This is a genomic window from Rhodococcus sp. PBTS 1, from assembly GCF_001620025.1.
Lineage (GTDB): Bacteria > Actinomycetota > Actinomycetes > Mycobacteriales > Mycobacteriaceae > Rhodococcoides > Rhodococcoides kroppenstedtii.
Genome location: NZ_CP015219.1, coordinates 773,816 through 787,182 on the forward strand (window position 1 = coordinate 773,816; position 13,367 = coordinate 787,182).

The 13,367-nt window shown below is 70.9% G+C and carries 14 protein-coding genes; 8 read left to right on the forward strand and 6 right to left on the reverse strand.

What is annotated here, in order from left to right:
- The first annotated feature begins 4 nt into the window (after positions 1-4).
- From A3Q40_RS03445 to A3Q40_RS03465, 5 genes are all read left to right on the forward strand, one after another.
- On the forward strand, positions 5-1,186 hold the full coding sequence (locus A3Q40_RS03445; protein ID WP_068099804.1) for a sialidase family protein: 1,182 nt from the start codon (positions 5-7) through the stop codon (positions 1,184-1,186).
- Positions 1,174-1,851 (forward strand): SDR family NAD(P)-dependent oxidoreductase, encoded by a 678-nt coding sequence (locus A3Q40_RS03450; protein ID WP_082833732.1) that lies wholly within the window; start codon positions 1,174-1,176, stop codon positions 1,849-1,851. Before A3Q40_RS03445 ends, A3Q40_RS03450 begins: the two co-directional genes overlap by 13 nt.
- Positions 1,852-1,918: 67 nt before the next feature.
- Positions 1,919-3,025 (forward strand): four-carbon acid sugar kinase family protein, encoded by a 1,107-nt coding sequence (locus A3Q40_RS20740; RefSeq protein WP_069973012.1) that lies wholly within the window; start codon positions 1,919-1,921, stop codon positions 3,023-3,025.
- 9 nt (positions 3,026-3,034) lie between these two features.
- Entirely contained in the window at positions 3,035-4,057 is a 1,023-nt protein-coding gene (gene pdxA, locus A3Q40_RS20745; protein WP_068099807.1) for a 4-hydroxythreonine-4-phosphate dehydrogenase PdxA, read from the forward strand.
- Between the two features lie 26 nt (positions 4,058-4,083).
- The gene (locus A3Q40_RS03465) at positions 4,084-4,851 is read left to right on the forward strand and encodes a DeoR/GlpR family DNA-binding transcription regulator (RefSeq protein WP_068099808.1); all 768 of its coding nucleotides are present in this window, start codon (positions 4,084-4,086) and stop codon (positions 4,849-4,851) included.
- 209 nt (positions 4,852-5,060) lie between these two features.
- On the opposite strand, the gene A3Q40_RS03470 is transcribed toward A3Q40_RS03465, so the two are convergent.
- The 5 genes from A3Q40_RS03470 to A3Q40_RS03490 form a co-directional block, all read right to left on the reverse strand.
- A complete protein-coding gene (locus tag A3Q40_RS03470) occupies positions 5,061-5,312 on the reverse strand; it encodes a helix-turn-helix transcriptional regulator (protein ID WP_068099809.1) in 252 nt (83 codons plus the stop codon).
- Positions 5,313-5,505: 193 nt separating this feature from the next.
- Positions 5,506-6,981, reverse strand: a complete 1,476-nt coding sequence (locus A3Q40_RS03475) for a GntP family permease (protein ID WP_068099810.1) — start codon at positions 6,979-6,981, stop codon at positions 5,506-5,508.
- A 22-nt stretch (positions 6,982-7,003) separates the two neighbouring features.
- On the reverse strand, positions 7,004-7,621 hold the full coding sequence (locus A3Q40_RS03480; RefSeq protein ID WP_068099811.1) for a bifunctional 4-hydroxy-2-oxoglutarate aldolase/2-dehydro-3-deoxy-phosphogluconate aldolase: 618 nt from the start codon (positions 7,619-7,621) through the stop codon (positions 7,004-7,006).
- Positions 7,618-9,222 carry an N-acyl-D-amino-acid deacylase family protein gene (locus tag A3Q40_RS03485; RefSeq protein ID WP_068105096.1) on the reverse strand — a complete coding sequence of 535 codons (1,605 nt, stop codon included), beginning with the start codon at positions 9,220-9,222 and terminating at the stop codon, positions 7,618-7,620. Before A3Q40_RS03485 ends, A3Q40_RS03480 begins: the two co-directional genes overlap by 4 nt.
- A 12-nt stretch (positions 9,223-9,234) precedes the next feature.
- A complete protein-coding gene (locus A3Q40_RS03490; protein WP_068099812.1) occupies positions 9,235-10,515 on the reverse strand; it encodes an alanine racemase in 1,281 nt (426 codons plus the stop codon).
- A gap of 162 nt (positions 10,516-10,677) precedes the next feature.
- Here A3Q40_RS03490 and A3Q40_RS03495 point away from each other — a divergent pair, with 162 nt between their 5' ends.
- The 3 genes from A3Q40_RS03495 to A3Q40_RS03505 are packed head-to-tail and all read left to right on the forward strand — an operon-like array spanning position 10,678 to position 12,847.
- Positions 10,678-11,685, forward strand: a complete 1,008-nt coding sequence (locus A3Q40_RS03495) for a sugar kinase (RefSeq protein ID WP_235606429.1) — start codon at positions 10,678-10,680, stop codon at positions 11,683-11,685.
- On the forward strand, positions 11,682-12,449 hold the full coding sequence (locus A3Q40_RS03500) for an IclR family transcriptional regulator (protein WP_068105099.1): 768 nt from the start codon (positions 11,682-11,684) through the stop codon (positions 12,447-12,449). Before A3Q40_RS03495 ends, A3Q40_RS03500 begins: the two co-directional genes overlap by 4 nt.
- Positions 12,446-12,847, forward strand: coding sequence for a RidA family protein (locus tag A3Q40_RS03505; RefSeq protein ID WP_068099814.1), 402 nt, complete (start codon positions 12,446-12,448; stop codon positions 12,845-12,847). Before A3Q40_RS03500 ends, A3Q40_RS03505 begins: the two co-directional genes overlap by 4 nt.
- A 38-nt stretch (positions 12,848-12,885) precedes the next feature.
- On the opposite strand, the gene A3Q40_RS03510 is transcribed toward A3Q40_RS03505, so the two are convergent.
- On the reverse strand, positions 12,886-13,323 hold the full coding sequence (locus A3Q40_RS03510; protein ID WP_068099815.1) for an SRPBCC family protein: 438 nt from the start codon (positions 13,321-13,323) through the stop codon (positions 12,886-12,888).
- Positions 13,324-13,367: the final 44 nt, after the last annotated feature.

A 13,367-nucleotide genomic window follows, 5' to 3' on the forward strand; every position in this document is an offset into this window, starting at 1 on the left:
CGCCGTGACCACCGCCCTCGATGCCGACGGCATCGTTCGTCCCACCGCCGACGCCGGCCGTCGGGACGCCCTGCTGTTCCCGCCCGAGGTCCAGAATCACGCCGCGAATCTCGCCGTGCTGCCGGACGGCACCCTTGCCTGCGTCTGGTTCGCCGGGACGCAGGAAGGCGTGCCGGACATCAGCGTCTGGTTCTCCCGCCGCGAGGGCGACGCGTGGTCCGAGCCCGTACGGCTCTCGGACGACCCCGGGCGGTCCGAACAGAACCCTGTGCTGAACGTGCGGGCGTCGGGTGAGGTGTGGTTGCTGTGGACCTCGCAGCATGCCGGCAACCAGGACACCGCACGCGTGCTGCGTCGCGTGTCGACCGACGGGGGCCGCACCTGGGGCGCCACCGACGTCCTGGTCCCCGAGACCGACGCGGGCGGCGTCTTCGTCCGGCAGCCGATGGTCACCCTGCCGTCGGGCCGCATCCTGCTCCCGGTCTTCCACTGCGTGAGGATCGACGGCCGGAAGTGGGTGGGCGATCGCGACTACTCCGGCGTGATGATCTCCGACGACGACGGCGCGTCCTGGCGCGAGGTCACCGTGCCGGAGAGCACGGGGTGCGTCCACATGAACATCGGCCGACTGTCCGACGGGCAACTCGTCGCGCTCTACCGCAGCCGTTGGGCCGATCACGTGTATCGCTCGGTCTCCGACGACGACGGCGAGACGTGGAGTGCGCCCGAGCCGACCGACCTGCCGAACAACAACTCGTCGGTGCAGTTCGTCGTGCTGGACGGCGACCGACTCGCGTTGGTGTACAACGAATCCAGCCGTGCGGACGCCACCGAGCGGCGGCTCTCCCTCTACGACGAGATCGACGACGACGGCATCGCGGAGACGCAGGGCACGGTGGAGGAGAGCGCACCGCTCACCGACGGCGATCCGCGTCAGGCGTTCTGGGGTGCCCCGCGCGCGCCGATGACGCTCGCGCTGTCCGACGATCGCGGAGTGACCTGGCCGCGCCGGCGCAATCTGGAGGAGGGCGACGGTTACTGCCTGTCCAACAACTCCCGCGACGGCCTCAATCGTGAGTTCTCGTACCCGTCGATCGTCGCCGACGGCACGACGCTGCACGTGGCGTTCACCCGCTTCCGGCAGGCCATCGAGTACTGCGAGCTGACCCCCGAGTGGCTCTCGTGAAGCACGCCGTCGTCACCGGCGTCAGTTCCGGCATCGGCGCCGCCGTCGCGACCACCCTCGTGGACGAGGGATGGCGCGTCACCGGTCTGAGCCGGCGCGAACCCGTGGTCGTCGGACTCGACTGGATCCAGGCCGATCTCGCCGATCTGGACCGGGTGCGTGCCGTCGCGGCCGAGCTGACCGATGTCGACGCGGTGGTGCACGCGGCCGGTCTGCAACGCTCGGCGCCGCTCGGCCGCCTGAACGTCGCCGATCTGGAGGCGATGTGGCGCGTCCACGTCGCCGCCGCGGAGGTGCTGGTGAACGGGGTGGTGGACCGAATCGCCGACGGCGGACGCATCGTCCTCATCGGCAGCCGGACCATGACCGGGAACGCCGGCAAGAGTCAGTACGTCGCCACCAAGTCGGCGTTGACGGGCATGTCGCGGTCGTGGGCCATGGAACTGGTGTCGCGCGGTATCACCGTGAACGTGGTGGCACCCGGGCCGACCGACACGGCGATGCTCGGCGACCCGTCGCGCGCGCACACGCCGCCCCGGACCCCGCCGTTGGGCTCGTTCATCGAGCCCGCGGAGGTGGCCGGTCTGACCGCGTTCCTGCTCGGTCCGCTGGGCCGCAACATCACGGGCCAGACCATTGTGCAGTGCGCCGGAGCGTCGTTATGATGCTGCGCGAAACACGCAATACGCGTACGATGGTTTGCGTGATTCGCGCAACAAGGGAGGTGGCGACATGACCCGCACCGTGGTGCTGGCCGACGACCTCTCCGGCGCGGCCGAGGTGGCCGGAATCGTGTTCGAGCGCACGACGGATCTCGAACTGTCACTCTCCGGTGTCGACGGGTTCACCGCGGCCGTCGGCATCGTCGACCTCGACACCCGCTCGCGATCGGCTGCCGAGGCCGGCGCCCGCCTGTCCGACGCGCTGGACGCCGTCCCCGCGGGGACTCGGGTCGTCGTCAAGATCGACTCGCTGCTGCGCGGTCACGTCGCCACGACCGTCGACGTGCTCGCCCGCCGGGGCCGCGTCGTGGTCGCCGCCGGTCATCCCGGTCTCGGCCGCATCGTCCGGAACGGCGTGCTGTACGTGAACGACGTTCCGCTGCACCGCTCGTCGGTGTGGAACGCCGAGCCGGGGCTTCCGCCCGCCTCCGTACGCGACGTCGTCGGCACGGCGCCGTCCGTCGCCGTTCCGGACGTGACCGGCGACCGCGATCTCGACGACGTGGTGGCCTCGGTGGCCGACGATCCGGACGTCGTCCTCGTGGGGTCGGGCGCTCTGGCCGCCGCGCTGGTCCGCACGCTGCCCGCAGCGACCGCGACGCGAGACACGCATCCCGCCGACGCCACGCGTGACGTGCTCACCGTCGTCGGCACGGCATCCGTCGGCGCCCGCGACCAGGTCGCTCGGCTGGCCGAGGACGGCGTGCCCGTCGTGTCGGTCGACGCCGCCGCGGTCCTCGCGGGACGCGCCTCGACCGCCGAGCTCGAGGGCGCCCTGGCCCGCGGATCCGCCGTCCTCACCGTCTCCGGCCCGCTCGACCCGTCCGCCTCCGGCCGCCTGGTCGTCGCGCTGGGGCACCTCGTCGCCCGGGTCGCGGTGGGGCGCGCCGTCGACCTCACCCTGACCGGCGGGGAGACCGCCCGCGCCGTCGTCGACGCGCTCGGCATCACCACCCTGCGGCCCGTCGGCCAGGTCCACTACGGCGCCGTCGTCCTCCGTGCCCCGGACGGCCGTCGCATCGTCACCCGACCGGGCAGCTTCGGCGACCGCCACAGCCTGTCCGCCATCCACGCCCACCTCGCCGGCCTTCCCGTCGGTACCGTCTCCCAGAGCTGAGGACCCACCATGACGTCCACTCCCACCCTCGACCTCCCGGTCGTCGCCCTCACCATGGGCGACGCGGCCGGTATCGGGCCCGAGGTCATCGTGCCCGCCGTCCTCGACGAGCGGGTCGCCGCGTGGTGCCGGCCCGTCGTCATCGGCGACGTGGCCCGGTTGCGTTCCGCCGCAGAGATTCTCGGTGTTACGTGCGACGTCGTCGCCGTCGACCACGTCCGCGACGCCGAGTTCCGGCCGGGGCGGATCAACGTGGTCGATCTGGGTCTGATCCCGGCCGACCTGCCCTGGGGTGAGCTGTCGTCCGTGGCCGGTCACGCCGCCTACGAGTACATCCGCGTCGCCAGCGAGCTCGCGGTGGCCGGCGAGGTCCAGGCCATCTGCACGGCACCCCTCAACAAAGAGGCACTGCACGCCGCCGGACACGTCTTCCCGGGTCACACCGAGCTGCTCGCGCATCTCACGGGCACCGAGGAAGTGTCGATGATGCTCTCGACGCCGAAGCTCAAGGTCATTCACGTGACCACCCACATCGGACTGCTCGACGCGGTGGCGAAGATCGAGCCGGGCCTGGTGGAGCGGACGGTGCGACGGGGGCACGACGCCCTGGTGCGCTCGGGCACGCCGAACCCGAAGATCGGTCTCTGCGGCATCAACCCCCACGCCGGGGAGAACGGACTGTTCGGCTACGGCGAGGAGGACCTGAAGATCGTTCCGGCCGTGGAGGTTCTGCGCGCGGACGGCATCGACGCCGTGGGCCCGCTGCCCGCCGACACCGCGTTCTTCCTCGCCGGGCGGGGCGACTACGACCTCATCGTCGCGATGTACCACGACCAGGGGCACGGTCCGGTGAAGGTGCTGGGAATCGAAGCGGGCGTGAACATCACGGTCGGCCTCCCCGTCATCCGAACCTCCGTCGACCACGGCACGGCCTTCGACATCGCCGGCAAGGGCATCGCCGAATCCGGCAGCATGGTCGAAGCGCTCCGGCAGGCGGCCGAACTCGCGACCAGCACCACCCCCGTCGGCTAGGTTCGGGTCGGAGCGAAGGAGGACCGGTGGCGGTGCGGGAGTCGGAGGTGCGGCGCGCGGAGATCGTGCGACTGGCCAAGACCAGTGGTCTGGCGAGCGTCGACGAGCTCTCGGCGCAGTTCGGCGTGACCGCGTCGACCATCCGCCGGGACCTGTCCCACCTGACGACGCGGGGTCTGCTCGCGCGCACCTACGGCGGCGCCATCGCGCTCGATCCGCATCCGGAGTCCTCGATCCGCCAGCGTGCGGTGGAGGGGTTCGACGCCAAGCGGGCTATCGCGAAATGGGCTGCGGGCGAGGTGCACCCGGGTGAGACGGTACTGCTGGACGCCGGCACCACCGTGGGGGCGATGGGCGAGTTCCTGCGGGACTGCCCTCGCCTGACCGTGATCACGGCCGGCCTCACGGCACTGGAATCGCTCGCGGACGCGGACGACGTGCGGGTCGAGTGTCTCGGGGGAACGCTGCGGCATCTGTCGCAGGGTTTCGTCGGTCCGCTCGCCGAGGCGTCCCTCGCGCGGGTGTCCTACGACCGCGCGTTCCTCGGGGCCGACGCGGTCACGGCGGACCGGGGGATCTGCGAGGCCGAGATCGAGCAGACCCGGCTCAAGGAACTGATGATGGATCGCGCCGGCAGCATCTACGTGCTGGCGCACGCCGCCAAACTGGGACGACGGCCGTTCCACGCGTGGGCGCCCTTGCCGGCGGGGGTGACGCTGGTGACCGACGCGACCGCCACCGCGGCCGACACCGCGCCCTTCGAGGACGCCGGCATCGTCGTCGTGCGGGTGTAGGCGCTGGCCTGACCACCCCGATCCGCTTCTGTTCCAGCGATCCGCTGCCGTTGCAGCAGACGCGAATCCCTGGAAGTCGCGCGGATCGAGTGGGGAGGGGCGGGGACCGGCCACAGGCCCACCCCGATCCGCTTCTGTTCCAGCGATCCGCTGCGGTTGCAGCAGGCGCGGATCCCTGGAGGTCGCGCGGATCGGGTGGGGAGGGGCGGTCAGAGCTCGTCGAGGGTGATGTAGCCGTCCTGCAGGGCCCGTGCCACCAGCGCGGCTTTGGACTTGGCCGACCGGCCGACCGCCTCGTACTTGTCGCGGACGCGGGCGATGTGGGTGCCGACGGTGGCGGGGGAGATGTAGAGCGACCGTGCAACGTCGTCCTTGGAATCGCGCACGATCCAGGCCAGGAGGACCTCGACCTCCCGCGCACTGAGCGCCGGGCGCACCTTCTCGTCCATCAGCGTCTGCATCCGTTCCCCCCGGGCCGTTCCTGCGGCGTCGATCGACCGCCGGACCGACCGTATGTTCCGATGCGGGGACCGCGACAGACCCCATTTCTGGGGGCACTGCGGGAGAAGGTGCTGAGCGAATGCAACCACACGGACGAGGTCGCCGTCTGTCCCTCGAGCGGCGGACAGACGGCGACCGGTGATGCAGGCCGGGTCAGGCGATGATCGCGAACAGCACGCCCGCGACGGCGAAGCTCACCACCGACAGGACGGTTTCGAGCACCGTCCAGGTCTGCAGCGTCTGCTTGACCGTCATGTTGAAGAACTTCGCGATGATCCAGAATCCGCCGTCGTTGACGTGGCTCAAGATGATCGACCCCGCGGCGATGGACATCGCGATCAGCGCCACGGCCACCTGCGAGTAGTCCTGGGCCGCCACGAGCGGTCCGACGATGCCGCCGGTGGTCACGATGGCGACGGTCGCCGAGCCCTGGGCGATACGCAGGGCGCAGCTGATGATGTACGCCAGCACGATGATCGGCAGGCCGGCGGCGGACATGGTGTCCGCGAGCGCCGTGCCGATACCGGTGGCCGAGATGACCTTGCCGAAGAACGCGCCGGCACCGACGACGAGCAGCAGCATGCCGACCGGGCGCAGCGATTCGCCGGTGAGCGTGGACAGTTCCTGCACGGTCGAGCCGCGACGGATGCCGAGGACGTAGAACGCGATGAGCACGGCGATCAGCAGCGCCACCGCGGGCGTCCCGAAGAAGGTGAGCACCTGCAGAAGGCGACCCTCGTCGAGCAGGATCGTGCCGAAGGTGGCTCCCAGGATGAGGATCAGCGGCACCGCGATGATGGCGCCGATGGTGCCCACCGACGGCGGGGTGGTGACGCGGGGACGCGCGGTGGTCACGGCCGTGCCGCCCGAGACGTGCGGGCCGCCCTGCTCGTCGGTCTTGGAGGCCGACCCAGTGGTGCCCCCGTCGGCCTCGTTGACGAAGTCCTCGGGCACGTCGACGATGACGCGCTTGCCGATGTAGCTACCCCACAGCAGGCCGGCGGCGATGAAACCGGGGATGCCGCAGACGAATCCCATGAGGATGAGCCAGCCGAGGTTGACCTCGAGCAGGCCGCCCAGGGCGACGGGGCCGGGGTGCGGCGGGAGGAAGGCGTGGGTCATCGACAGGCCGGCGAGCATCGGCATCGCGTAGAGCACCAGCGACTTGCCACCCTGGCGCGCGGCGACGTAGACGAGCGGCGCGAGGACGAAGATGCCGATGTCGAAGAACACGGGGATGCCGAAGATCAACCCGAGCAGGCCCATGGCGATCGGGGCGCCGCGCTCGCCGAACACGCCGAGCAGGCGCGCTGTGAGAGCCTGTGCGCCGCCGGACCGTTCGAGGATCGCGCCGAGCACGGTGCCGAGTCCGATGATGACCGCGATGTGGCCGAGGATGCCGCCGAACCCCGTCTCGAGGATGGAGTCGCCGCTCTTGATGGCGGTGCCGACGATCTGCGAGACGGGGAGTCCGGCCGCCAGGGCGAGACCGAGACCCACGATCAGCAGGGCGATGAACGGTTCCAGCTTGATCCTGATGATGACGAACAGCAGTACCGCGATCGCGATACCGCAGAGCACGAGCAGTCCGGGTGTGGACGTCCGGAGCCAGTCGACGACGGAACTCATGGGGGTGTGCCTTTCGAGGGGGTTACGGGCGCGCGATCGCGCGGACGAAATGGGCGGCGCGAGAGGTGATGTCGTCCCACCGACCGGCGGCGACGGCATCGGGCGGAACGACGTCGGTCCCCGCGGTGACGGCGACGGCGCCGCGCGCGAGGAAGTCGGCGGCGTTGTCGGCGTTGACTCCGCCGGACGGGATGAGAGCGGTGTCCGGGAACGGCCCGCGCAGATCGGCGAAATAGGACGGCCCGAACAGCTTGGCGGGGAACACCTTCACCGCGGCCGCGCCGAGGTCGACGGCGACCATGATCTCGGACGGGGTGAGCGCGCCCATGACCACGGGGACGTTCCGCTCTGTCGCGACGCGGGCGACGTCGGGCCGCAGGCCGGGGGTGACGAGGAACGTGGCGCCGCTGTCGATCGCGGCCGCGGCCTGCTCGGCGGTGACGACGGTGCCCGCGCCCACCACGGCGCCGGACGCGGCGGCCTTCTCGAGGCAGGACAACACGTCCGGGGTGGTGAACGTCAGCTCGACGGCGCGCAGTCCGCCCGCGGCGAGGGCCTCGGCGAGGGCGACCGGGTCGGGGATCGCGGGCGCGCGCACGACGACGAGTGCGCGGTCCTCGAGGACGGTGGAGATACTCATGCGGTTCCTGTCGGAGAGTGGCGGAGGGAGCGGCCGGCGAGAACGCCGGTGGGCGCGCCGTCGCGGACGGCGAACCGGCCGGCGACGAGAACGTGGGGAATGCCGGCGGCGGCCTGCTTCGGACGGTCGAACGTGGCGGTGTCCCGGACGGTCTCGGGATCGAGCACCACGAGGTCGGCGGCGTGGCCGGGGCGGACCAGGCCGCGGTCGCGCAGCGACAGACGCGCGGCGGGGCGCCCGGTGAGGTGGTGGATGCAGTCCTCGAGGGACAGCAGACCGACCTCGCGCACGTAGTGGCCGAGGTAGCGGGGGAACGTACCCCAGGCCCGCGGGTGCGGACGATCGCCGACGAGAATGCCGTCGCTGCCGCCCATGTGATGCGGATGCACCATGATCGCGCGCACGTTGTCCTCGTGGCCCACGTGCTGGAGGATCGTCGTCGCGAACGAATCCCGTTGCAGCAGATCGAAGAACACCTCGACTGCGGGTCGGTCCTCGTCGGCCGCGATCTCGGCCACGGTTCGGCCAACGTAGGCATCGAGCTCGCGGTGGGCCACCCCGCTCAGCTGGATCGTCGTCCAGTCGACGGTGACCCCGTGACATCCGTCCGAGCCGTAGCGGGTGACGTCGTCGGTGATGCGCCTGCGGGCGTCGGGGTCGGTCAGGCGGGCGAGAGCGGCGTCGAGGCCACCCGACATGGCCCAGCTCGGCAGCAACGCCGAGAGGGTGGTCGCGCCCGGCAGGTACGGGTAGGTGTCGAGCGTGATGTCGCAGCCCTCGGCCACGGCGGCGTCGACCATCTCGAGGAATTCCCCGGCGCGGCCGCGGTTCTCCTCGAAGTTCATGGTCGCGTGGGTGAGGTGGAGCGCGCAGCCCGTCTCGCGGGCCAGGTCGATCATCTCCCGGTAGGCGTCCAGCGCACCGCGGCCGTACGAGCGGGTGTGCGGGGCGTAGAAGCCGCCGCGGCGCGCCACCACCTCGCAGAGTGCCCGCAGTTCGCCGGTGTCGGCGTACATGCCCGGCGTGTAGGTGAGGCCGCTGGACATGCCGACGGCACCCTCGTCCATCGCGCGCTCGACCAGGTCGGCCATGTGGTCGACCTCGCGGCGCGTCGCCGGTCGCTGGTCGGCACCCACCGTCAGGTAGCGCAGCGTGCCCTGCGGAACGAGGTACGCGGCGTTCGGGGTGATGCCGGCGTCGAGCCGGTCGAGGTACTCGCCGACCGTGCGCCACGAGAAGTCGAAGTCCGCGGGATTGCCGTTCCACCCGGCGATCTGACGGCGCACGACGGCCAGGGTCGCGTCGTCGATCGGCGCGTAGGACAGCCCGTCCTGGCCGATGACCTCCGTCGTCACACCCTGGGTGATCTTCGCGACGTGGCCGGGGTCGGTGAGCAGACCGAGATCGGAATGGGCGTGCATGTCGACGAATCCGGGCGCGACGACGTGGCCGGGCGGGACGTCGAGCACGTCCGCCGCGTCGACGGCGGCGCCGGCCGGGACGACGTCCTGGATACGTCCGTTCGCCACGAGCACGTCGGCCCGGACGCGGGCGGCACCCGTGCCGTCGACGACGTCACCGCCGCGCAGAATCAGATCGATCACGGCGCGCTCCTAGAAGAAGGTGTGGATCAGGTCGACGACGCGCGGGTTCGCCCCGTCGGCGTCGTCGACGACGGGCAGCAGGCGCCACTTGTCGAAGGCGGTGCACGGGTGCGACAGACCCAGTCGCACGACGCTGCCGACGCCGGCGTGGTCCGCGTCGGCACCCGGCATGCGCAGGAAGGCGTGCTGATCGTTCACGGCCGAGATGTGGTGGTCTGCAGCGACGTCCACGGTGTCGACTCGCTGCGGGGTGGGCAGTCCCTCGTCGAACGGCACGTCCCGCTTGCCCGCGTCGAGCAGGGCCAGCTCGGGCTCGGGGCGGGAGACGACGCGCGCCCAGCCGTGCATGGCCGACGCGAGATGATCGGCGCCGACGCGGGATTCGATCAGCGGCGAGATGTCGGCGTAGAAGCCGTCGTCGTGGACGAGGTAGGCGCCGGACCGCAGGACGACGCGGGTGGGAACGTCGGCGGTCTCGGTGAGTCCGGCGAGGTGTTCCGCGACCAGGTCGGGATACGCGCTGCCACCTGCGGTGACGACGGCGTCGCCCGGGTAGAGACCCTCCGCCGCCAGCGTGCGATGCAGGTCGGCCACCGCGCCCAGGTACCGGGCGACGGCGGCGAGCCCGTCGGGCGTGCGATCGTGCGCGAGTGCGCCCTCGTAACCGCCGACGCCGGCGAGGGTGAGGCCCGGGGTCTCCGCGACGCGGCGGGCGACCGCGACGGCGGCGTCGACGGTGCGCGCGCCGGTCCGGCCGTGCGGGCCACCGAGTTCCACCACGACGTTCACCGGGCGTCGGGGGGAGCCGAGGACCTCGGCCATGCGGACGACGGTCTCCTCGCTGTCGGCCCAGCAGAAGAAGTCGAACTCCGGGTGGTCGTCGAGCTCGGCCGAGATCCATCGCAGGGCAACGGGATCGACCAGAGCGTTGGCCAGCATGATGCGTTGCACCCCGAAGGCGCGGGCGAGCTGGACCTGCCAGGGGGTGGCGAGGGTGATCGCCCAGCTCCCCGCGACGAGCTGCTCGCGCCACAGTGCAGGTGCCATCGTGGTCTTGCCGTGGGGGGCGAGATCGACGCCGCGTGCCGCCGCCCAGTCGGCCATCACGGCGATGTTGGACGTCAGTCTGGTCCGATCGAGGGACACGACCGGAGTCTGGAAGTCCGCCAACGTCGGTGCGGTGCCGAGGAACTCGTCCACGGTCAGTCCCCACGCCGACGGTGGGACGGACTTGTGTTCCGGGCCGAGTCGTCGTTCGCGTAGAGCGTCGACGGCGCGGGTGTCGATCATGGCTGTCCTCCGGTCGGGCTCGGATCGGCACCGTTCTGCGGCGATCCCGGCAGTTCGTTGCGTATTACGCAACGTTGATTGCACAATGTGTTCGGTGTCGTTAGTCTGCTACGAGAACGGCAGGAATGGCAAGAGAATGCTGAGAAGAGCGAGGATCAGACTGTGACGAGCCCCCGAGCGGTGTGTGTCGGCGAAGGGCTCGTGGTGATGGTCGCCGAGCCCGGGCCGTTGGAGGACTCGGGCCGCTTCACACGCGGCGCCGGCGGCGCCGAGGCCAACGTCGCCCGCGTCCTCGCCCGGTTGGGGGTGGTCACCGCCTGGGCCTCGCGCGTCGGGGACGACGGGTTCGGTCGCTACCTCCGATCGGACCTGGTCGACGCCGGAGTCGACACCTCCGCCGTGCTCGTCGATCCCACGCGCTCCACCGGCCTCTACGTCAAGGAACGGGGTGCGGGCACCTCCCACCCCTACGACCTCGCGTTGGGGGAGAGCCGCATGGCCTACTTCAGGTCCGGGTCCGCCGCGAGCGCCCTGTGCGCCGACGACGTCGACTGGATCGCCGGGCGCCTCGCCCCCGCCGACCTCGTGCACGTCAGCGGCATCACGCTCGCGCTGTCGGACTCGGCGCGTGCCGCGGTGGCGCGCATCGACGCTCTCGGCGCGACGGTCAGCTTCGACCTCAATCACCGACCCGCACTGTGGAATTCGGGAGTCGAGGCGGCGCGTGTGCTCGGTGAGCAGGTGCGCCGCAGCGACGTCGTGCTCATGGGTGCCGACGAGGCGGAGGTGGTCTTCGGGACGGGCGATCCGGCCGCGCTGCGCGCCCTGTTCCCCGAGCCGCGGCGTCTGGTGGTCAAGAACGATTCCGCCGCCGTCACGGCCTACGACGGTGAGGACGCGGTGGTGATTCCCGCCGTGCGCGTCGAGGTGGTCGAGAAGATCGGTGCGGGAGACGCATTCGCGGGCGGCTACCTCGCGGGGGTGCTGCACAGCGTCGGGACAGCCACGGCCGTGCGGTGGGGACATCTCTGTGCGGCCGCCGCGCTGACGGCGCACGGAGACGGCGCCGCCGTTCCGACCGTCGCCGACCTGACCGCCGCCGCGGACGTCACCGACGACGAGTGGTCGAAGCTGGCGTGGGTCGACGTCGCCGGATCGGTGGCGTCGTGAGTCAGTCGCTCGCTCGGGCTCTCACGATCCTGCGTGCCCTGGCCGACGGTCCGCGATCCCTCGACGACCTCGCCGCGCACCTGGACGTGCACAAGACGACGGTGCTGCGGTTGCTCAGGACCCTGGAGGCCGACCGGTTCGTCACCCACGACGCCGAGCACCGATATCGGCTGGGAGCCGGGCTGTTCGAGCTGTCCAACCGTGCGCTCGAGCATCGCGACATCCGCGTGATCGCGCGCCCGCATCTGGTCTCGCTCAACACCGACACCCGGCAGACGGTGCACCTGGCCACCTACGAATCCGGCGAGGCGATCTACGTCGACAAGCTCGACGCGACCCAGAGCGTGCGCATGTACTCGCGGGTGGGCAAACCCGCGCCGCTGCACTGTACGGCCGTGGGGAAGATTCTCGTCTCCGGACTGCCCGCCGACGAGCAGACACGTATCGCTCACCGGCTCGACTACACGCGCTTCACCGAGCGCACCATCGACTCGCCGGAGCGCTACCTCGCCGAGCTCGACCTCGTGGCGCGGCAAGGGTTCGCCGAGGACCGGGAGGAACACGAATCGTTCGTCAACTGCATCGGCGTGCCGGTGCGGGACGGAACGGGCGCGATCGTCGCTGCGGTGTCGATGTCGGTGCCCGACATGTTGCTGGACCATGCCCGCGTGCTGGGCACCCTCCCCAGGGTTCGAGCCGCCGCCGACGCCGTGTCGGTGGAACTGGGCTGGAGCCCCCCGTCGTCCCCGGAAGGACCCCGATGACCGAGAAGATCGCCGTACTGACCACCGACGCGCCCGCCCCCGCGCACACGTTCTCCCAGGGCGTCCGTAAGGGCAACTTCGTGCAGGTCTCCGGCCAGGGTCCGGTGGACCCCGAGACCAACGAGTACCTGTACCCCGGCGACGTCGCCGCGCAGACCACCCGCACCCTGACCAACGTCAAGGCCATCGTCGAGGCGTCCGGCGCCACCTTCGACGACGTGGTGATGCTCCGCGTCTACCTCACCAAGCGCGAGGACTTCGCGATCATGAACGACGCCTACGGCGCCTTCGTGCTCGAGCACACGCGTGGCGACGTCCTGCCCAGCCGCACCACCGTCTTCACCGGACTGCCGCGCGAGGAGATGCTGGTGGAGATCGACGCGGTGGCGATTCTCTGACGCGGTGCGTCTCGAGACGCTCTGACGGCCCGACGCGGCTACACCTCGAGGCGCTGCCGAATGTTCCGATCGGTCATGGCCACACCCTGGCCGATGAACGGCTCGACGATCTTGGCCAACGCTCGCCCGGTGAGCCCGCCGGGGAACTCGTAGCCGAACTCGACGTCGGCGCGGCACCGGTCGTCGTCGATCGGGGTCACGCGCCACCGCGAACTCGTCTCGAACCCGGCCACGGACTGCAGCGCGAAGACCTCGTTCTCCACCCACTCGACCACGTCGAGCGTGGACGTCAGGGTCTTCGGGCCGAGCTTCATCACCGCGTCGAACCGGTCGCCCACGTCCCTGGTCACCGGCCGGACCGGGTCGAACGAGGTGACGCCGAACATCCAGTGCGGCACGTTCGCGTGATCGGACAGGTAGGCGAAGGCGCCGGCCGCGGACACGGCGATCTCGACCTCGCGAGTGATGACGGGCATGCATCCTCCGTGGTGCGTGCAGCCGGACGGGCCGGCAGGGTCGG